21 protein-coding genes are annotated in these 19,691 nt (G+C 58.9%); 12 read left to right on the top strand and 9 right to left on the bottom strand.

The genetic code is table 11. From position 1 onward, the window contains the following. Positions 1-127 precede the first annotated feature (127 nt). From Q1A34_RS13715 to Q1A34_RS13745, 7 genes are all read left to right on the top strand, one after another. Positions 128-1,003 (top strand): IclR family transcriptional regulator, encoded by an 876-nt coding sequence (locus Q1A34_RS13715; protein WP_300035052.1) that lies wholly within the window; start codon positions 128-130, stop codon positions 1,001-1,003. 305 nt (positions 1,004-1,308) lie between these two features. Then, positions 1,309-2,403, top strand: a complete 1,095-nt coding sequence (locus Q1A34_RS13720) for a TRAP transporter substrate-binding protein (protein WP_300035055.1) — start codon at positions 1,309-1,311, stop codon at positions 2,401-2,403. Between the two features lie 110 nt (positions 2,404-2,513). Then, positions 2,514-3,104: a TRAP transporter small permease subunit gene (locus Q1A34_RS13725; protein WP_300035058.1), complete on the top strand. Its 591-nt coding sequence runs from the start codon at positions 2,514-2,516 to the stop codon at positions 3,102-3,104. Positions 3,105-3,134: 30 nt separating this feature from the next. After that, entirely contained in the window at positions 3,135-4,502 is a 1,368-nt protein-coding gene (locus tag Q1A34_RS13730; RefSeq protein ID WP_300035061.1) for a TRAP transporter large permease subunit, read from the top strand. Further along, a complete protein-coding gene (locus tag Q1A34_RS13735) occupies positions 4,499-5,842 on the top strand; it encodes an amidase (protein ID WP_300035064.1) in 1,344 nt (447 codons plus the stop codon). The genes Q1A34_RS13730 and Q1A34_RS13735 overlap by 4 nt, the downstream gene beginning before the upstream one ends. Before the next feature lie 17 nt (positions 5,843-5,859). After that, positions 5,860-6,057: a hypothetical protein gene (locus Q1A34_RS13740; RefSeq protein WP_300035067.1), complete on the top strand. Its 198-nt coding sequence runs from the start codon at positions 5,860-5,862 to the stop codon at positions 6,055-6,057. A gap of 3 nt (positions 6,058-6,060) precedes the next feature. Beyond that, positions 6,061-7,023: a D-glycerate dehydrogenase gene (locus tag Q1A34_RS13745; protein ID WP_300035070.1), complete on the top strand. Its 963-nt coding sequence runs from the start codon at positions 6,061-6,063 to the stop codon at positions 7,021-7,023. Positions 7,024-7,096: 73 nt separating this feature from the next. On the opposite strand, the gene Q1A34_RS13750 is transcribed toward Q1A34_RS13745, so the two are convergent. The 8 genes from Q1A34_RS13750 to Q1A34_RS13785 form a co-directional block, all read right to left on the bottom strand. Further along, positions 7,097-7,222: a hypothetical protein gene (locus Q1A34_RS13750; protein WP_300035073.1), complete on the bottom strand. Its 126-nt coding sequence runs from the start codon at positions 7,220-7,222 to the stop codon at positions 7,097-7,099. Continuing rightward, the gene (locus tag Q1A34_RS13755; protein WP_300035075.1) at positions 7,219-8,403 is read right to left on the bottom strand and encodes a formate dehydrogenase subunit gamma; all 1,185 of its coding nucleotides are present in this window, start codon (positions 8,401-8,403) and stop codon (positions 7,219-7,221) included. Before Q1A34_RS13755 ends, Q1A34_RS13750 begins: the two co-directional genes overlap by 4 nt. 89 nt (positions 8,404-8,492) lie before the next feature. Continuing rightward, positions 8,493-9,089, bottom strand: coding sequence for a formate dehydrogenase FDH3 subunit beta (gene fdh3B / locus Q1A34_RS13760; RefSeq protein ID WP_159975708.1), 597 nt, complete (start codon positions 9,087-9,089; stop codon positions 8,493-8,495). A gap of 15 nt (positions 9,090-9,104) precedes the next feature. Further along, positions 9,105-11,987, bottom strand: coding sequence for a formate dehydrogenase subunit alpha (locus Q1A34_RS13765; RefSeq protein WP_300035078.1), 2,883 nt, complete (start codon positions 11,985-11,987; stop codon positions 9,105-9,107). 97 nt (positions 11,988-12,084) lie between these two features. Further along, the gene (locus Q1A34_RS13770; RefSeq protein WP_300035081.1) at positions 12,085-12,276 is read right to left on the bottom strand and encodes a twin-arginine translocation pathway signal protein; all 192 of its coding nucleotides are present in this window, start codon (positions 12,274-12,276) and stop codon (positions 12,085-12,087) included. A gap of 53 nt (positions 12,277-12,329) precedes the next feature. Further along, positions 12,330-12,938, bottom strand: coding sequence for a molecular chaperone (locus tag Q1A34_RS13775; RefSeq protein WP_300035084.1), 609 nt, complete (start codon positions 12,936-12,938; stop codon positions 12,330-12,332). Continuing rightward, the gene (locus Q1A34_RS13780) at positions 12,935-13,558 is read right to left on the bottom strand and encodes a DUF3306 domain-containing protein (RefSeq protein ID WP_300035087.1); all 624 of its coding nucleotides are present in this window, start codon (positions 13,556-13,558) and stop codon (positions 12,935-12,937) included. The genes Q1A34_RS13775 and Q1A34_RS13780 overlap by 4 nt, the downstream gene beginning before the upstream one ends. Beyond that, the gene (locus Q1A34_RS13785) at positions 13,555-14,097 is read right to left on the bottom strand and encodes a DUF3305 domain-containing protein (protein WP_300036677.1); all 543 of its coding nucleotides are present in this window, start codon (positions 14,095-14,097) and stop codon (positions 13,555-13,557) included. Before Q1A34_RS13785 ends, Q1A34_RS13780 begins: the two co-directional genes overlap by 4 nt. A 358-nt stretch (positions 14,098-14,455) precedes the next feature. Here Q1A34_RS13785 and Q1A34_RS13790 point away from each other — a divergent pair, with 358 nt between their 5' ends. Then, positions 14,456-16,408: a 4Fe-4S binding protein gene (locus Q1A34_RS13790; RefSeq protein ID WP_300035090.1), complete on the top strand. Its 1,953-nt coding sequence runs from the start codon at positions 14,456-14,458 to the stop codon at positions 16,406-16,408. Here Q1A34_RS13790 and Q1A34_RS13795 read toward each other — a convergent pair. Beyond that, complete coding sequence (locus Q1A34_RS13795) at positions 16,402-17,136, bottom strand: hypothetical protein (RefSeq protein ID WP_300035093.1); 735 nt, start codon at positions 17,134-17,136, stop codon at positions 16,402-16,404. The genes Q1A34_RS13790 and Q1A34_RS13795 overlap by 7 nt on opposite strands. Positions 17,137-17,230: 94 nt before the next feature. Between Q1A34_RS13795 and Q1A34_RS13800 the strand changes: the two genes are divergently transcribed. The 4 genes from Q1A34_RS13800 to Q1A34_RS13815 are packed head-to-tail and all read left to right on the top strand — an operon-like array spanning position 17,231 to position 19,688. After that, a complete protein-coding gene (locus Q1A34_RS13800) occupies positions 17,231-17,428 on the top strand; it encodes a DUF6494 family protein (RefSeq protein WP_300035096.1) in 198 nt (65 codons plus the stop codon). Beyond that, positions 17,429-18,496 (top strand): Mrp/NBP35 family ATP-binding protein, encoded by a 1,068-nt coding sequence (locus Q1A34_RS13805; RefSeq protein ID WP_300035098.1) that lies wholly within the window; start codon positions 17,429-17,431, stop codon positions 18,494-18,496. Then, positions 18,493-19,197 carry a biotin/lipoate--protein ligase family protein gene (locus Q1A34_RS13810; RefSeq protein WP_300035100.1) on the top strand — a complete coding sequence of 235 codons (705 nt, stop codon included), beginning with the start codon at positions 18,493-18,495 and terminating at the stop codon, positions 19,195-19,197. The genes Q1A34_RS13805 and Q1A34_RS13810 overlap by 4 nt, the downstream gene beginning before the upstream one ends. After that, positions 19,194-19,688, top strand: a complete 495-nt coding sequence (locus Q1A34_RS13815) for a DUF6505 family protein (RefSeq protein WP_300035102.1) — start codon at positions 19,194-19,196, stop codon at positions 19,686-19,688. Before Q1A34_RS13810 ends, Q1A34_RS13815 begins: the two co-directional genes overlap by 4 nt. Positions 19,689-19,691 lie beyond the last annotated feature (3 nt).

The raw sequence follows: 19,691 nt of genomic DNA on the forward strand, positions 1-19,691 counted from the left end.
AATACCCTACCTGCTGTTTTTAATCATTTAATTGTTTTTCAAAAAATATTTTCAAAAATCAGTTGAAATTATTTTTCATTCCTGTTCTTATTTTGGAAACCTGTGATCCCGGGAGGGTCAGCAAGACATGACAGTACAAAAGCGTCAGCGCGGACGACCAAAATCTCAGTTCCGTGAGAGCTCTGCCGGCACGCTCCAGTCGCTGGACCGTGCACTGGGCATTCTTATCGGTGTCTCCCGCGCCCAGCGCGCGACCCTGACAGATCTGTCGATGTCGCTTGGCGTTCCGACAGCGACAACCCACCGTATTCTGACGACGCTGCAGAAACATGGCTTCGTTGCCTTTGATGAAGAGCATCAGGACTGGTCAGTCGGCATTGAGGCCTACCGCGTCGGCGCGAGCTTTATGAACAGAACGAACCTGACAGAAGTGAGCCGCCCTGTCATGCGTACACTCATGGAAAAAACCGGGGAGACATCTAACCTGGCGATCCCTGATGGCGCTGAAGTTGTGTTTGTCGGCCAGATCGAAACGCCCAATCCGATCCGGGCCTTTTTCTCCCGCGGGACGAGGACATCAATGCATGCTTCGGGCACCGGCAAAGCGATTCTGTCTGCGCTGCCTGAACAAAGGGCCCGGGACCTTCTGATGGGGGCCGGTCTTACTGCTTTTACGGAAAACACGCTGGTGACACCTGCGGCTCTTTTTGAAGACCTGAAAGGCACCCGTGCGCGTGGCTGGTCATTTGACAAAGAAGAGCGCTATGACGGGATGTCCTGCATCGGAGCGGTCATTTTCGACGAACACGCCGAGCCCTGTGCAGGCGTTTCAATATCCGGCCCGAGCACCCGTTTTGATGCCGTCCGGGTACCTGAACTGGGCAGCATCGTTTCTGGTGCAGCGCAGGAAATCACGCGGCTAATCGGCGGCAGAAAACCGGGAATCGCCGGATACGGCGACCATAATCCCACAACGGAAAACCGCTCAATTCAAATAACTTAAGTCAGAAACACCGAAGAAAAGATTGAAAGGTTAATTGCGTATCGGACGGAATTTTCAGAGGAAATCACCCGGTTTCTATCAGGGGTTGCGCAGCCGTCACGATTATTCAGGAGGGACGACTTGTCGCAGGCAGGATACCTGCTAATTCAACGGGTGAAAGATGGAGGATTTGACGTCCGGGCGTCTCGGAGGAGGACCAGCCCGGACCGAAGCGCCCCGCGTGGCGTTCCCGCACTTTCACCATGCTAACGGCCTGACGGCCACAAACTGTATGGGGGCATCCCGCCCCTTCCATGGGAGGAAACATGACAGATAAACTTAACCGCAGAAAGTTCCTGCGCGGCTCCGCGGTTGCGGGCGCAGCAGCTCTTGCAACACCGGCGATCGCGGATGGTCACGGCACGACTCTTAAAATGCAGGCGGCCTGGGGCGGCGGTATCTTCCTTGAGAACGCCAAGTCCTTTGCGAATCGCGTGAATGAAATGTCCGGCGGCTCGCTGACCATCGAAGTCCTTTCTGTGGATGCGGTTGTGAAAACCAGCCAGATGCAGGACGCGGTACACCGCGGCGTTCTGGATGCGGCCCACTATGTACCTGCCTACTGGTACGGTAAGTCCAAAGCGGCTTCGCTCTTCGGCACAGGCCCCTGCTTTGGCTGGTCGAGCCAGGAAGTTCTGGGCTGGGTCCACGCAGGCGGCGGTCAGGAACTCTTTGACGAACTGATGGATACACTGCGTCTGAACGTTGTGTCGTTCTTCAACTCGCCGATGCCAGCACAGCCTCTGGGCTGGTTCCAGGAGCAGATCACTGATGCCTCCCAGATGGACGGTCTGAAGTACCGTACCGTTGGTCTGGCGGCTGACGTTCTGCTGGAAATGGGCATGTCGGTTGTTCAGCTGCCCGGCGGCGAAATCCAGCCGGCCATGAAATCCGGCCTTATCGATGCGGCGGAATTCAACAACCCGACATCCGACCGTGACTTTGGTATGCAGGACGTATCCAAGCACTACCACCTGGCGTCCTACCACCAGAGCCAGGAATTCTTTGAGGTCACGATCAACAAAGACAAGTTCAACGCTCTATCGCCCGATCATCAGGCGATTATCAAAAACGCTTCCATGGCGGAAAACTCCGGTTTCTACTGGGGCAATACCAAGCGTTATTCCGACGACCTGCTGAAACTGCAGGAATCGGACGGCGTGAATGTGTACCGTACGCCGGACAGCGTTATGGCTGCCCAGCTGGAAGCATGGGATGTGGTTACAGCGCGTATCGCAGAGGACGATCCGTTCTTTGCCAAGGTGATGGAGTCACAAAAGGCCTACGCCAAAGACGTGATGAACTACCTCAACCTGAACCAGCCTGATTACAAACTGGCCTACAACCACTACTTCGGTTAAGCCGTTCAGTTTTCAAAACAATTCCGGGTGCCTGACCTTTGGGCGCCCGGCTCGGAATACAGGGTGCCCGGCCCGGCGCCCGTCCACAAGTCGCAGGGGGAGCCGACCTGATGAAATTTGTTCACGCCATAGAAGGCCTCAGCCTCTGGGTCGGACGTGCCTTTGGATGGTGCATCCTGATCCTGACGCTGTCCGTGTCTTATGAGGTTTTCGTTCGCTACGTGCTGAATGCGCCGACGGTCTGGGCTTTTGACATGATGATCCAGATGTACGGCGCTCTCTTTTTGATGTGTGGTGCATATGCTCTTGCCCAGGACACCCACGTGCGCGCCGACGTTGTTTACCGGCTCTTTCCGGTGCGCGTTCAGGCGACCCTCGATTTCGTGCTCTACTTTCTCTTCTTTTTTCCGGGCATCACGGCGCTGGTCTGGTTCGGCTACGAGATTGCCTCCGACAGCTGGCGCTACAAAGAAGTCAGCTTCAACAGCCCGGCCAGTATCCAGATCTACTTCTTCAAGTCCCTTATCCCCGTCGCGGGCGGCCTGCTGATGATCCAGGGCCTCGCCGAGCTTGTGCGTTGCGTCCTCGCGATGCGCAGCGGCGAATGGCCTGAGCGCCTCGCTGATGTGAAAGAAACCGAAGATCTGCTCTCAGAATTGGATCTGAACGAGATCGCGGCAATCAAGCCGGCCAACAAATAAACTCGCTCACGCGCACGGAAAGACAAAAAGATGACAAATCCCGAAGTTGCCCTGTTGATGCTGGGCCTGTTTATTGTGCTGGTTCTGCTGGGTTTCCCGATTGCTTTCACCCTGCTCGCAATGGGCGTCGCCTTTGGCTACTACGCCTACCATCAGGGCGGCTCGATCGAGAGCTTCAGCGATATTTTCAACAACAATATCTTCTATCTGCTGAACCAGAACACCTATTCTGTGATGGAAAACCCGACGCTCGTGGCCATCCCCCTCTTTCTCTTTATGGGGTATGTGGTGGAACGCGCCAACATCGTGGACAAGCTGTTCTTCTCGCTCTACCAGGCTGCGCGCAATCTTCCCGGCTCGCTGGCCATCGCGGCCCTTCTGACCTGTGCAGTCTTCTCGACGGCTTCGGGTATCGTTGGTGCGGTTGTGACGCTGATGGGCCTTCTGGCCTTTCCTGCGATGGCCAACGCCAACTACAACAAAAGCTTTGCGTCGGGGGTTATCTGCGCTGGTGGTACGCTGGGCATTCTGATCCCGCCGTCGATTATGCTGATCGTTTACTCCGCGATTGCTGATCTGTCGCCCCTGCGGCTCTATGCGGCGGCGGTATTCCCCGGGCTGCTGCTGGCCGGCCTCTACATCGTCTATGTGATCGTGCGCGTCTGGTTTAATCCGGCCCTCGCCCCGAAACCGACCGATGAAGACGTGCCCCCCCCGCGTGAGATCTACATGAACCTGCTCATCAGCTTTGTGCCGCTGACCGTGCTCATTGCACTGGTGCTTGGCTCAATTCTGGGCGGTCTTGCAACCCCTGCCGAGGCCGCCGCAATGGGCGCGCTTGGCGGCATGATCCTGGCTGTGCTCTACCGCTCCATGAGCTGGACAAAACTGAAAGAGAGCGTCTTTCTGACCGCCAAAGCCACGGCCATGGTCTGCTGGCTCTTTGTCGGCTCCTGGACCTTTGCCTCGGTCTTCTCTTATCTGGGCGGGCACGACATTATCGCTGACTGGGTCGGCGGCATGGATCTGGAACCCTGGCAATTCCTGGTGCTGGCGCAGGTGATTATCTTTCTGCTGGGCTGGCCGCTCGAGTGGTCGGAAATCCTGATCATCTTCGTGCCGATCTTCCTGCCGCTGCTGGAAGTATTCGGGGTAAATCCGTACTTCTTTGCGATGCTGGTCGCGCTGAATCTGCAAACCTCCTTCCTGACCCCGCCCATGGCTATGTCAGCCTATTACCTCAAGGGAGTTCTGAAAAAACAGATCGAACTGATGGATATCTTCAGAGGCATCATGCCCTATCTGGGCATCGTCATCTTCACCATGGTCCTGATGTACCAGTTTCCTGGCATCGCACTGTGGTTCCCTGACTATCTCTTTGGTGAATACATTCCGTGAAGATAAAACCACATGATCTGAGTGCTCAGGAGGCGGCGGCCTACATCGCCTCCGGACAACTCAAATCGGTCCAGCTGGTACGCTCCTGTCTGGACCGGATTGCAGAAACCGATGGCCAGATCAAAGCATGGGCGCATCTGGATGAGGAGGCCGCTCTGGCACAGGCCGCCGAGTGTGACCGGATCCGCGAGCGCGGACTGGCAACCGGCCCCCTGCATGGTCTGCCTGTTGGTCTGAAAGACATCATCGATACCGCAGATATGCCAACCCGGCGCGGTACCGCGATCTTTGCCGACCGGCAGCCTGACAGCGATGCCCGCACTGTAGAAATGCTGCGCGAAGCCGGTGCGGTGATCATGGGCAAAACGGTCACGACCGAACTTGCCTTTGTGCACGCGAACGAAACACGCAATCCCCATGACCTCAAACACTCACCGGGTGGTTCCTCCAGTGGCTCTGCAGCCGCAGTGGCAGCCAATCATGTGCCCCTGGCGATCGGCACTCAGACCAATGGGTCGGTTATCAGGCCGGCCTCTTTCTGCGGCACGTTCGGGTTCAAACCGACGCGCGGGATGATCCCGCGAACTGGTGTGCTGCAGACATCCGTCTCTCTCGATCAGCTGGGCACATTCGGGCGTACGCTGGGCGACGTTGCTCTGTTGGCGGATGCGATCAGCGGCTACGACCAGCGTGACCCGGTCAGTTTTCCCCGTGCACGGCCCGACATGACGGCCGGCGCAGCCGCAGAGGCTCTGATGGAGCCGAATTTCGTCTGGTTTGACCTGCCCTTTAACGACAGACTGTCCGAAGCTGCGGCCGAAGGGCTGGAAGGCGTGATGGAGATCATCGGTGACGGGCGCGTCGAGAGGATGGAACCCGCCAACCAGATGGGCGAGCTGGTGGCTGTCCAGGCGCGTATTCACGAATACGAAATCTGCCAGCATCTGAAAGAAACCTTCGACGCCCACTGGGAAGATCTGAGCGACACGCTGAAACCTGTGCTGGAACGCGGACGTCAGATCGGGCAGGCAGAATACGAAGACGCCCTGGCGGTCAAAAGCTCTGCAGAGAGCTTTTTCGCCGATTTCTTTACCGAGTTTGACGCCATCATCGCACCCGCTGCCGCAGGCGAGGCGCCAGAGTTCGGCAACGGGACCGGAGATCCGATCTTTTGCACGCTCTGGACCCTCGCCGGATTGCCCACCGTCACACTGCCGCTGCTGGTCGGTGACAACGGGCTGCCCGTCGGCGTGCAGATTGTCGGGGCGGCGGAAAAAGACGACAGGCTGCTGCGCACTGCGCACTGGCTGCAAAAACACATCGCGGCGCGAGCCGCCTGATCAAAAGGACGTAAATGATGTCTTACGGTATCAAACTGATCATGGGCCTGATTGGCACCGCCCTGCTGTGCATATTTGTCGGTGGGCTGGCACAGAGTATTTCCAGTGGCTTTGCCGGGTTCTGGGGCGGCTTTCCGTTTATGGTCATCGCGATCATCGTTTGCGGCATGGCCGTCTATGACTATTTCGACGAATGCATCCGCAAGAAAAAATAACCCATGGCTGACAAACCCCGCCTCTGGATCACCCGGAAACTGTCGGATGCAACGCTGGAACGCGCCGCGCGTGACTATGACACCGTTGTCAATCTCGCCGACACGGCGGGCAGTGCCGACGAGCTTATCCGCGCATCTTCAGAGTTTGACGCGATTATCCCCTGTCACTCAGAGCATTTCAGCGCCGAAGTTGCAGCACGTCTTGATACCCGCCTGAAAATCATCGCCAACCATTCTGTCGGCGTGGATCATTGCGATCTTCCGGCCCTCAAGGCCCGGGGCATTGCCGTGACGAACACGCCGGACGTGCTGTCCGATGCCACGGCCGAGCTGGCGATGCTCCTGATGCTGGGAGCCGCGCGCCACGCGGTAGCCGGAGACCGGATTGTACGGACCGGCGCATGGGATTTCTGGTCGCCTTCCTTCATGGTAGGCAAACAGCTGACCGGGGCACGGCTTGGCATCATCGGAATGGGCCGTGTGGGGCGGGCCTTTGCAGCAAAAGCCCGTGGGTTCGATATGGAAATCCACTACTACAACCGTTCTGAGCTGACGCCGGAAATGGCACAAGGTGCAACCTATCACGACAGCGTCGACAGCCTGCTGGGCGTCGCTGACTTTTTGTCCCTGCACTGCCCCGCGACGCCCGAAACGACCGGTCTGATGAACGCAGAGCGGTTTGGGCTGCTGCCTCAGGGTGCCGTCATTGTAAACTCTGCCCGTGGCGCGCTGGTGGACGAAGAAGCGCTGATGGCCGCGCTTGACGCGGGCCAGGTCGCGGCTGCCGGTCTTGATTGTTTTCAGACGGAACCCGGCGGCAACCCGGCCTTTGCAGCATATGACAATATATTCATGTTGCCCCACATTGGCAGCGCGACGGCGCGCACCCGTGATGCCATGGGGTTTCGTGCGCTGGACAACCTCGATGCCTTTTTCGCAGGGAAAACACCCGGCGATCTGCTTTGACGCCCAGGCATTCCTGAACGAATAACGGCGCCCTCTAAGGCGCCGTTTTCCTTTGACCTTTGAGCCGGAAGTTTCAGTCGAGGCGCACGGCCCCACCTGTTCCCTGTTCCTCAGCAGAGAACCCCATCTCATCAAGGGCAACATCCGCCCCGACAGCGATGGCCGCCATGGCAACCAGTGCAAGCAACAGAGCCTTCATGACGCACCTCCGGAACTGTTCTGGCGGGCCTCCACGTCATCAACCCACAGGCTGTGGTGTTCGCGCGCCCACTGCAGTTCGACCTCGCCCGAGCCCATAGCGTCATAGGCACCCTCCATGCCGACAGACCCAATGTAGATATGCGCGAGGATGATCCCCATAAGCACAAAGCTGACGATGGCGTGCCAGAGCTGGGCAAACTGCATTTCTTCATGCGGTGCCAGATCGGTGCGCAGCTCGCCAAAGCCCAGCATCTGCGGCAGCCCAAGCGCGTTCAGCTTTTCAAAGGTGGCCGCAAACATTGGCAGCTCGAACGGAAAGAGCAGTGACAGCCCGGACGCTGCAATAGACCCGCCCAGAATGATCACCGACCAGAAGATGATCTTCTGACCCGCGTTGAACTTTTTGGCAGGTGGGTGCCCGCCGCCCAGAATACCGCCGCCTTTGAGCAGCCAGTTGATATCCGTCCGGTCAGGCAGATTATGCACGACCCAGAGAACAAAAACGAAAACCAGCGCCAGCATAAAGGCCCATGAGACATTATTGTGGATCCACTTGGAACCGATCGCGAGAACTGAAAAAGCTTCATGTCCAAAAAGCGGTATCATCACCTTACGCCCGGCAAGCGTGATCAGACCTGTCAGCGCCAGAAGGATGAATGAGCTTGCCAACAGCCAGTGTGAAAAACGCTCAAATGCCTTAAAGCGGGTGATGGTCTTTCCGGTCTTTTCTCCGTCAATGCGAATGCGCCCGCGCAGCAGGAAAAATACGGCCAGAAGCACCAGCATAACACCCAGAAAACCCGTGCCCCAGGTCAGCAGAGGCCCCTGTCTGAACTGCAGCCAGCGCATTCCGCCGTCCTGGATCAGGACAGCCGCAGCGGGCCCACGGACCTGGGTTGTGATATCAGCTGCGTCAAAGCGCAGCGCCCGCCAGAGGTCCGGATCAGAAGCGCCGCCACGTGTTCCCAGCAAGGCCGATGGGTCAGCACCTGCGGCATTGCCGGTATTGTCGCTGCGAAAGCTGTTGTCGACATTCAGGCCCTGCTGCCGGGCCATAATATCCTCGAGCGTCTGCGCGCCACCGGTTTTTGTGCGATCCGGTGGCGGAGCAGCCTCCTGGGCAACCGCGCTGAAACTAAGGATGAAGGAGAAGAAAAGGGCGACGAAGATACGAAGCATGCGTATATCCCGTTTATGCAATAACGGGGCGACGCGCCGGCGCCGCCCCTGATCAGGTACTACCTATACTAGTACGATGGCTGAATAAGTCAGCCGCCTTTCTGGTCGTAGGCTGTGCCCCATCCCCAGGCGCCGGATCCGAAACCGCGTGCAACGACGCGCTCGCGGTAGATGCTGGAGACCACATCGCCATCACCGGCCAGCAGTGCCTTGGTTGCGCACATTTCCGCGCAGATCGGCAGTTTGCCCTCGGCAATACGGTTGCGACCATATTTGGCGAATTCGGCTGTGGAGTTGTTCTCCTCGGGACCACCGGCACAGAAGGTACATTTGTCCATCTTGCCCCGGCTGCCGAAGTTGCCCGCCTGCGGGAACTGCGGTGCACCGAAGGGGCATGCATAAAAGCAGTACCCGCAGCCAATGCAGAGGTCTTTGGAGTGCAGAACCACACCCTCTTCGTTCTGGTAGAAGCAGTCTACCGGGCACACCGCCATACAGGGTGCGTCCGAGCAGTGCATGCATGCTACAGAGATCGACCGTTCACCCGGTTTGCCGTCATTGATGGTGACGACCTTCCGGCGGTTGATACCCCATGGCACCTCGTGCTCGTTTTTACAGGCTGTGACACAGGCGTTGCATTCAATGCAGCGTTCAGCGTCGACGAGAAATTTTGCTCTTGCGGCCATTTTTCATGTCCTCCCTTATGCTGCCCAGATTTTGCAGAGAGTGGCTTTGGTCTCCTGCATCTGGGTTACGCTGTCATAGCCATAGGTCTGTGCAAGGTTGGTTGATTCACCCAGCACATAAGGATCGGCTCCTTCGGGATACTTGCCCCTTAGGTCCTCACCTTCCCAGTGTCCGCCAAAGTGGAACGGCATAAAGGCAACGCCCGATGCGACCCGTTCGGTGACCATGGCCATAACCTTGACCTTGCCGCCTTCGGGGCCCTCGACCCAGACCTGTTCGCCGTCACGGATGCCCAGGTTGTTGGCATCGCGCGGGTTCACCTCGACAAACATGTCCTGCTGCAGTTCAGCCAGCCAGGGATTGGAGCGCGTCTCATCCCCGCCACCTTCGTACTCAACCAGACGACCGGATGTCAGGATCATCGGATAGTCAGACGAGAAGTCATTGTCCTGGATCGACTTGTACATCGTCGGCAGGCGCCAGAACTTCTTGTCCTCGTAAGTCGGATAATCTGCCACAAGGTCGCGGCGGTTGGTGTAAAGCGGCTCGCGGTGTTTTGGCACCGGATCCGGGAAGGTCCAGACAACCGCGCGGGCCTTGGCGTTCCCGAAGGGCGCACAACCGTGCTTGATCGCGACCCGCTGAATACCGCCCGAAAGGTCGGTTTTCCAGTTGGTCTTGGGTCCGGCCACCGCGTCAATCGCTGCGCGTTCGTCCGCGGTCAGATCGCCGTCCCAGCCCAGGTCCATGAGCATCTGCATCGTGAACTCAGGATAGCCATCCTGGATTTCTGCGCCAGGGTTGGAGACCCCTTCGGCCAGCAGATTGTCACCATCCCGCTCGACGCCAAAGCGTGCGCGGAACGCAAGACCGCCCTCAGCCACCGGCAGAGACATGTCATAAAGGTTGGGCGTTCCGGGGTGGTTCATTTCCGCAGTGCCCCAGCTCGGCCATGGCAGACCGTAATAGTCACCGTCAGCCGGTCCGCCAATGGCCCGCAGCGATGTACGGTCAAAGGTGTGCTGGTTTGCCATGTGCATTTTCAGGCGCTCAGGCGACTGCCCGGTGTACCCGATGGTCCACATGCCACGGTTAAACTCGCGGGTGATATCCTCAACGTTTGGCTCTTCACCATCCATCGCGATGTTGCGGAAGATCTTGTCGTGGAACCCGAACTTTTTAGAGAACATCGACAGGATCGTGTGATCCGGCAGCGATTCAAACAGCGGGTCCACAACCTTGTCCCGCCACTGCAGCGACCGGTTGGATGCTGTAACAGATCCGCGTGTCTCGAACTGTGTACAGGCCGGCAGCAGGTAAACGCCGTCCGAGCGGTCCTGCATCACTGCCGTGACCGTCGGGTATGGATCAACCACGACAAGCATGTCGAGTTTCTCCATCGCCGTTTTCATTTCTTTCATCCGGGTCTGCGAGTTGGGCGCGTGACCCCAGAAGACCATGGCCCTTGTATTGTCGGGCTGATCCATGTTCTCGGCATCTTCGAGAACACCGTCGATCCAGCGCGATACCGGAATACCAGTCTGGTTCATCATCTTCTTGTCGCCAAATTCGGCATCCGAGAATCGGCCTTTGAGCCAGTCCAGATCTTCTTCCCAGACCCGCGCCCAGTGGGCCCAGGATCCGTCGGACAGACCGTAATAGCCCGGCAGCGTGTTCGCCAGAACGCCAAGGTCGGTTGCACCCTGAACGTTGTCGTGGCCGCGGAAGATATTTGTACCACCACCGGCAGTGCCCATGTTGCCAAGCGCCAGTTGCAGGATGCAGTACGCGCGGGTGTTGTTGTTACCGTTGGTGTGCTGGGTGCCGCCCATGCACCAGATCACCGTGCCGGGGCGGTTATTGGCCAGTGTCCGCGCGACGCGCTTGAGCTGGCTGCCCGGTGTGCCGGTAACCCGTTCAACTTCTTCAGGGTTCCACCTGGCGACCTCTTCCTTGATCTGGTCCATGCCCCAGACGCGTGTCCGGATGAACTCCTGATCTTCCCAGCCGTTCTCAAAGATGTGGTAGAGAATGCCCCAGATCAGGGCCACGTCCGAACCGGGACGGAAGCGTACATATTCATCTGCATGTGCGGCCGTGCGCGTAAAGCGCGGGTCGCAGACGATGAACGGCGCATTGTTCTGCTCTTTGGCTTTCAGCATGTGCAGCAGCGAGACGGGGTGCGCCTCTGCCGGGTTGCCACCAATCAGGAAGATCGCCTTGGAGTTATGGATATCATTGTAGCTGTTGGTCATGGCGCCGTAGCCCCATGTGTTCGCCACTCCGGCCACAGTCGTCGAGTGACAGATCCGCGCCTGGTGATCCACGTTGTTCGTGCCCCAGTAAGCGGCGAACTTGCGGAAGAGATAGGCCTGCTCGTTATTGGACTTGGCAGAGCCCAGCCAATAGACAGAATCCGGTCCGCTTTCCTCGCGGATTTTCATCATGCCGTCGCCGATCTCGTCGACCGCCTGCTCCCACGAGATACGGACCCATTCGCCGTTCTCTTTTTTCATCGGGTACTTCAGACGACGCTCCCCGTGGGCATGCTCCCGTACCGCTGCACCTTTGGCGCAGTGAGCACCAAGGTTGAACGGGCTGTCCCACCCGGGCTCTTGTCCTGTCCAGACGCCGTTTGCGACCTCTGCAACGACGGTACAGCCAACCGAGCAGTGTGTGCAGACTGATTTGATGGTTTCAACTGCACCGCTCACGGCTGTCTGTGCAGACGCCTGCGTTACTGTTCCGCCAGTTGCGGCCACGGCGGCGAGGCCCCCGATGGCGAGACCGGATCCGCGCAGAAATGCACGGCGGTCTACGGATGTGGATGCCGCTTCAGCGAGAATATTTGTCCGTCCCGCACGCTGGCTGACCGAGTTGGTCTTTTTCCTAAGCATATTTTCCTCCCTTGCTGCCCCTTACAGGTGGCTGGGTTATTGATGTCTCAGCAGTCCGGCGGGGTCACTTTGTGATCTTTGCCGGGCCGCCACCTGTTCAGAAGCGTGTGCTTTCCAGATACGCACGGGTGTGTGCAGTATCCTGCATTTTGTCCGAGGACAGATCGACCGGAGCAGCCTCTGCAGCAGAGCCTCCCGCTGCGACCGCTGCGACGGCAGCCGGTGCGGCCGTCCCCGCCAGTTTCAGAAAATCACGGCGGCTTGCGGCGCCCTCAGTTTTCTTTGTCATGTCTTTCCTCCTCATAGTCTTTGTTGGGCGGCGTCCCGCCCGGTCTGCGCAGATCAGTCTGCTGTCATACGAAATGCTTCGCGTTCGATTGCCATAAACTCCCGGCCAACCGCGCCAACGGACGCATAGAAAACCGACGACTTTGCGGCTTCCAGATCCGTATAGAAATGCGTGGCCCAAGGGGCGATATGGTTGTTAAAAAAGGTGCGCTGCTGGTCGAGTGTAGCCGCATTGCCAAACCGGCCCACAATCATGCCTGCCATCATCTCCATCAGCGACGCGATGCTGTCTTCCGGCTCGAACACATTGTCCGAACGCGTCATCTGGTGCGCCAGCATGTCCTGACGCAGCCTGGCCAGCGGCTTTTCGTTCAGAAACCCGGTGAGATAGTAGCTGGCATAGGGCAACAGCTCGCCCCGGCCAAGCCCGATGAACAATGCGTTGAATTCGCGCTCAACCGCCTTTGGTTTGCTGGCTCTCGCAACGCGCGCCAGACCGGAAACGGCCTCTCCCAGCCCGCTGCTGTCACCGCTCAGGCCCGCTGTCTGATCCAGCGTTCCCTGATCAGCAGGCCGCGCCAGCAGCAATCCCAGAAAATTGTAGAGATCAGCGCGCAGCCGGTCTTCTGCGGTCACTTCGGGGGTTTGCACCTGCGCGGTCATACAGTTGCCTCCTCAAACCGGAAGGCCATACGCCGGCGCGGGGCCGCATCTTCTGACGTGGGCGGGCTGTTTTCGATGGCCGGCTGCTCCGGGACAGCTTCCTGCGGCGCAGCATCTGCAACGGTTTCTGCTTCTGCTGCCTCATCCGCCGGCGAAAGCTGATCATCCGCTTCTGGCTGCGGCAGATCCTCTTCATTGATGGCTGCCAGTGCTTCGCGTTCCTGACGCTCCATCTCCTCGACGTGAGCCAGCATACCCTTGCCAACCTGATAGGCGGTCTTGATCACCTGGCCCGTCATGCCGATCGTGTAGTCGTCGTCATATTCATTCAGCCCGTCCACGTTGGCGAGAACCGGATTGCTGCGCCAAAGTTTTCTCAGGGCGATCTTGCGGAAACGTTCCGGCACCTCCTGCGCCATGAAAACCGAAAAGTCATCGCCTTCTTTCAGCGTTGCCGGGTCTGGCAGGTTCAGACTGGCCAGAAGCTCAGTATCGTCCCGCCCGGCATATTCGGCCTCGCGCGATTGCGCGGCAGCATTTTCTGCTGATTTCTCTTCGGCCTGCGCCTCTGCGGCAACAGCGGCCTTGCGCCTTTCCCAGAATGAGACGGTTGCGTTCATTCTGACACCGCCTTCAGGCGGACTGGTGCGCGATAGACATCACTGGTCTGAGAAATCCGCGCGTCCCCGATGCCATTCACCGGTTTACCTGCGCCCGCTTTATCACGGCGCCGTTTCACAAAGGGCTCTTCGACGTGATGTGCGTCCACAAAGCCGCGCACCCAGGCCAGAACTGCCGGGGGCATCGGCACCTTCTCGACAATCTCTTCACCGGAATCGGCGTAGTCCTGCGCCTCGTAGGGAGATGCGGTGATCTGCACCACTTCCAAAGGCGTATCCGTCTCTGCCGCGAGTGGCGTCCGGAGCACAACATAAAGAGATGGATGCGCGGTGCCGAGCTCATGCGTATAGGCTTCTGTGTCGGAAACATAGAGCCACACATCGCAGGTCTGCGCATGGTACTCGGACACATCGCCTTCAGAGCGAAGCAGTTTCCAGTCGGCAGGTGCGGCACCAGGCAGGACATCGGTTGCTTTCCATACCCACGCAGCCCAACGCGTCACGCCCGGCGTGCGGCGCATGACAACTCCCATCGGCATTGACTGCGAATTTGGATAGGCTACACCCAATTTCGTTCCCTGTATTCTGTGTGTCCCTCACCCTAGCAAATCGTACGCGTTATCCCAGAAAAAATTGCATGCATCTGCACACATTCACGCGCCCTGATGAACTATGCACCCGGCTCACTGCGTCAGAGCCATGATTCAAAGGCGGAAACGGCAAATGCGCTGCGCCCTTTCCGGGTGGAAATATAATGCACACAATCAAAGCTATCCATGTTTTGCGTCTTTTGGTGCTCGAATCCTGTTTACCTCCGGCTCCAGACCTGAATAGCTGTGCAGCGTCGCGCCACCGGGAGGAGGATTTCCCTGCGGACCGGCAAAACAGGGAGAGGACATGAGCACCAAACTGATCCTGTGTGACTGCCTGGGCAGCCAGTCGCCCGACGCAGATGTGATTTCGCGCGTGACCGGGCTGGAATGTGCGGGCACGCTTTCTGACGCCTGTGGCAAACAGATCGATCACACCGCGCGGCTGATGCAGGACGGCGATGTGATGATCGCCTGCCAGCAGATGGCGCGGCTTTTCAGTGATCTGGCCGATGAGGTAAATGTCCCGACACCCGCTTTTGTTGATCTGCGCGACCGCGCAGGGTGGAGTGAAGAAGCAACAGCCGCACAGCCGAAAACCGCCGCTCTGGTTGCCGAAGCGCTGTTGCCGCGACCGGCTGAGAAGACGCTGGATATCTCCTCCGAGGGTCTGTGCCTGATAACCGGACCGGCAGAGGCGGCTCTGGCCGCTGCCGCCGAACTCAGCGCGACATTGCCCGTAACTGTCCTTACAGACACGCCTGGAACGGTTGATCCGGCTGCATCTTTTGATGTTGTGGCTGGAAGTATCGGACGCGCCACCGGATCGCTGGGCCGGTTCAGCCTGCGGATCGATGCCTTCCGGCAACCTGTGCACGGCGGGCGTGGCGATACTGTCTGGACGGAGCCGCGTGACGGTGCCATGACCGAATGCGATATTCTGCTTGATCTGTCAGGAGACGCGCCGCGCTTCAGCGCACATGAAAAGCGGGACGGATACCTGCGGGCGGACCCGCGCAACCCTGCCGATGTGTCGCGCGCGCTGCTGGAAGCGGCGCAGCTGACCGGCACCTTTGAAAAGCCTCTCTATGTGCGGCTTGAAGCTTCGCTCTGCGCCCATTCGCGGGCAGAAAAACCGGCCTGCTCCAAATGCCTGAATGTATGCCCGACAGGTGCAATCACATCGGCAGGAGAGCATGTGGCGATTGATCCGCTGATCTGCGCGGGCTGTGGCGCGTGCTCTGCTCTTTGCCCTTCGGGTGCGATCACATATGACGCCCCGCCGGTTGCGACCGTTTTCTCACGGCTGAATACACTCGCCTCAACTTTTCGCAAAGCCGGTGGAACAGATCCGCGTTTGCTGGTGCATGACGCGCACGGCGGCGAAATGATTTCTCTGGCGGCGCGCTGGGGTCGCGGGTTGCCCGCGGATGTTATCCCGCTTGAGGTCAATGCCCTTGCTGGTTTTGGACACGCGGAAATGCTTGCGGCGCTGGCCTGCGGCTTTACATCTGTCAGCATCCTGCCTGCGCCGAAAACCGAACGGGCCGTTGTGCAATCCGAAATGGACCTGGCAAACGCTGTCTCAGGCGGGCACCGGGTCCGTCTGCTGGACCTGAATGACCCTGACGCGCTGAGCGACGCCCTTTATAATGCTGAGCGACCTGCTTTGTCCCACGATCCGGTATTGCCTATGGGCACACGCCGCCAGGTCACGCGACTGGCTGCCAAAACGCTTCAACCCGACGCCGAACTGCTCGCTTTGCCGGCAGAGGCACCCTACGGTGCTGTACTGGTCGACACAGATGCCTGCACATTGTGCCTGGCCTGTGTATCGCTGTGCCCGTCGGGCGCGCTCGGCGACAACGCTGACCTGCCTCAGCTGAGGTTTCAGGAGGACGCCTGTCTGCAATGCGGGCTGTGCAGCAATGTGTGCCCGGAAAAAGCGATAACGCTGGAGCCGCGCCTGAACCTGACGGATGAGGCCTTTAGCCAAAAGGTCCTGCACGAAGAGGAACCCTTTGCCTGCGTTGAGTGCGGAACGCTCTTTGGCACGAAATCTACCGTTGAGCGGATTATGGAAAAGCTGGCAGGCAACCATCACATGTTTGCCACAACAGACGCGGCGCGCATGATCCAGATGTGTGATAACTGCCGCATCCAGGCGCAGTTCCACTCTGAAAACAACCCGTTCTCAGGCGGCGAAAAACCAAAGGTGCGCACGACCGACGACTATCTGAGCAAACGCAGGGATCACTGAAGTTGCAGCGGAGCGCCCAGATCGGCCGGGCTCACGCCCGACATATAGGCGAGGATCGCCTCCAGATCGTCGACCGTCAGTTCGACCGGCACGATCGGCGGCGGCAGGGACGGGTCAAAGGGATCGGTCACGCCGTCAATCTGCGTAAAGCTGGGGTGGGGATTGAGCAGGTGGAAATTTGCAAACCGCCGGTCCCAGTCACTGAAGCCGCGCAGAACGCGGAACGAGGGTGTGGACCCCATGCCGTTCATCCTGTTGCTTTCGTTGATCACATGGCATCTGCCACACAGCGAGAGCGAGAGCTTTTCGCCCCTGACACTGTCGCCGTCAAAAGAAACCTCAATCTCGACTTTTGCCGCCGTCAGCTCGGCCGAATAGGTCGTACCATCTTGTGCCGTGAAACTCTCGATGGTGCGCTTGCCCACATCAGAACGCAGCCAGTCCAGAAAACGAACAGCGCGCGGATCACCGTTGTGCTCCAGCCCCCAGCGTTGCGCGGGCCCCTGGAATACGGCTGTTCCGCCGGACGTGAGTTGCATCTCGGACGCCTCGCCCGGCCCGACGCGGGTGATCCGCACAGATGTCTTGAGCGAAAAGCGCGGGACGAGATACTGCGCCAGACCGGAAACCTCCAAAGCCTCTGGTACGGAAAGCCGCAACTCTTCAGCTGTCAGCGCACCGGGCAGCAGACCCACAGTGCAGACAACCGCCCCGATCCATCTCCGCATGCCGCGCCTCCTGTGCTGCCCCTATTGCACACAGCCTAGGCGGGCGTTTTATCCACCGTCAAGTTTTCATCCTGATCTCGAAAAGGACCACACCATGTCAGAAGACTTCAACATGTCGATGCGCAAATTCCTCAAACAGGTCGGTGTGACCTCGCAGCAGGCGATCGAGGAAGCGATGCGCAACGCCGGTGACACCACCGGAAAAACCTATGAAGCCCGCGTCGTTCTTACCATCGACGGGCTGGATATTGAACACGTTGTAACAGGCCAGATCACGGGTGGGCAGGGATAAATGAGTGTCACCCGTGAGGCGGTGCTGGCCGCACTGAAAGAAATTGAAGATCCGGTCAGCGGCTCTGATCTGATGTCTGCAGGCCTGGTCAAAGCGCTGACGGTGGGCGACGATGGAGCGGTGCGTTTTGTGGTGGAAGTGCCGCCGTCACAGGCCGAAACATATACCAAAGTGCGGGACACCGCCGAGGCCGCACTCAGGGGCCTGGGTGCAGAAAACGTTTCGGTTGTGCTGACAGCGCACAGCAGCCCGGCAGCCCCGCCCGATCTGAAACCGCAACGCAGCGCTGAACCCTCCGGCCCGCAGAAAGTACCCGGCGTCGACAGGATCATCGCGATTGCCTCCGGCAAAGGTGGCGTGGGTAAATCCACGGTATCGTCGAACATTGCCTGTGCGCTGGCCGCAGAAGGCCGCCGCGTCGGCCTGCTGGACGCTGATGTCTACGGGCCGTCGCAGCCGCGTATGCTGGGCGTATCGGGCCGTCCTGCCTCGCCCGACGGTAAGACAATTCTGCCGATGCGCAATTTTGGTGTAACCATGATGTCCATCGGCCTGATGACCAACGATGATCAGGCAACGGTCTGGCGCGGTCCGATGCTGATGGGTGCGCTGCAGCAGATGATGAACCAGGTGCAATGGGGCGCGCTGGACGTGCTGATTGTGGATCTGCCGCCGGGAACAGGCGATGTGCAGATGACCCTCGCACAGAAATTTCATGTGGATGGTGCTGTTGTTGTCTCCACACCTCAGGACGTGGCGCTTCTGGATGCGCGCAAGGGCATTGACATGTTCAACCAGCTGGGCACGCCCATTCTGGGTATGATCGAGAATATGTCGACGCATATCTGCTCCAGCTGCGGGCACGAAGAGCACGTGTTCGGACATGGTGGCGTGGCCGCCGAAGCCGAGAAAATAGGTGTACCTCTGCTGGCCGAAATACCGCTGCATCTGGACATCCGGATCGCAGCCGACGGAGGCGCGCCCATCGTCGTCTCAAAACCTGACAGCCCGCAAGCGACAGCTTTCCGGGATGTGGCAAAGCGGCTGATCGCTGACGGCAAGGCATGAGCAGTCCTCAGTTTCCACCGCTTTTTACCGGCATGGCCACCGCCGGGGCCGATCCGCTGGCTGCTGCCTGTGCAGAGGCCGGGCGGGGCTGTGATGCCGGTCTTGTCACGTGGGATATCCGACCCGAACGCCTGCGGGCCGCTGTTGTTTTTGCACCGGAGGTTTCGCTGGCAGAGGCGATGGTGATGTTGCCCATCTGCGGCGTGGGGTTTCAGAATGCGCTTGGGGCGCTGGCACCACCCGAGGTCAGTGTGCATCTGGACTGGTCGGGAACGATCAGAGTAAACGGCGCGCGCTGCGGCGCACTGACACCCGTTGCATCCTCAAAAGATGCGTCCGAAGTGCCCGACTGGCTGGTTATCGGGCTGGATCTGACATTTTCGGACGGCACCGAGGAAACGGGGCTGACCCCGGATGTAACATCGCTCAGCGCCGAAGGCTGCGCGGAAACAGACCCTCGCGATCTGCTGGAGGCATGGGTGCGGCATACGCTGGTCTGGATCAACCGCTGGATGGATGAGGGGCTGCGCCCGGTGCACCGGGAATGGGAAGGGATTGTGCATGGCCTGAACGAAGACACCCGACGGGGCGGCCATACCGGCACCTTTCTGGGTGTCGATGAAGGCTTTGGAATGCTGTTGCAGAACGAGGGCCGGACGAGCATCATACCGATGACAGATACCCTGCAGGACATCCCATGAAACTTGCCCGTGCCATTCACTTTGACGACAGCGACACCCGGGTCTTTCACAGCCCTGCCAGAACCGGCGAGTGGTGTATCTCTGGCGGGTTTGAGTTTTCAAACTGGTCCGAAGGCGATCTGGTCGGAAAGGCAAAACAGGCTTTCACCAATGGGTGGATGGGTGTGGAAACCTTTGGTCGCACCAGTTTTGTCGCCGTCACCCAGATCGAGCAAAACGAAATCGACGCACTGGCACTGGCACTGGCTCAGCACTTCGTCGACATCTATGGCGCACCATCGCCCGAAGCGGCCCTGCCTGTCGCCGTTGAGGAACTGAACCAGATGATCAGCCTGTGTGATGACCACGCGGCCAACACGCTGCTGACGGTCACACGGGAACTGACCGATGCCGGCGTGCGCGAAACCTACAGCATGATAGAACCACAGGATGCAGGCATTGAGCAGTTTGCCGTGCACGGGTCACTGGATGACGAGCCGCATCAGCACTGACCG

The sequence above is a fragment of the uncultured Roseobacter sp. genome (assembly GCF_947491795.1).
Classification (GTDB): Bacteria; Pseudomonadota; Alphaproteobacteria; order Rhodobacterales; family Rhodobacteraceae; genus Roseobacter.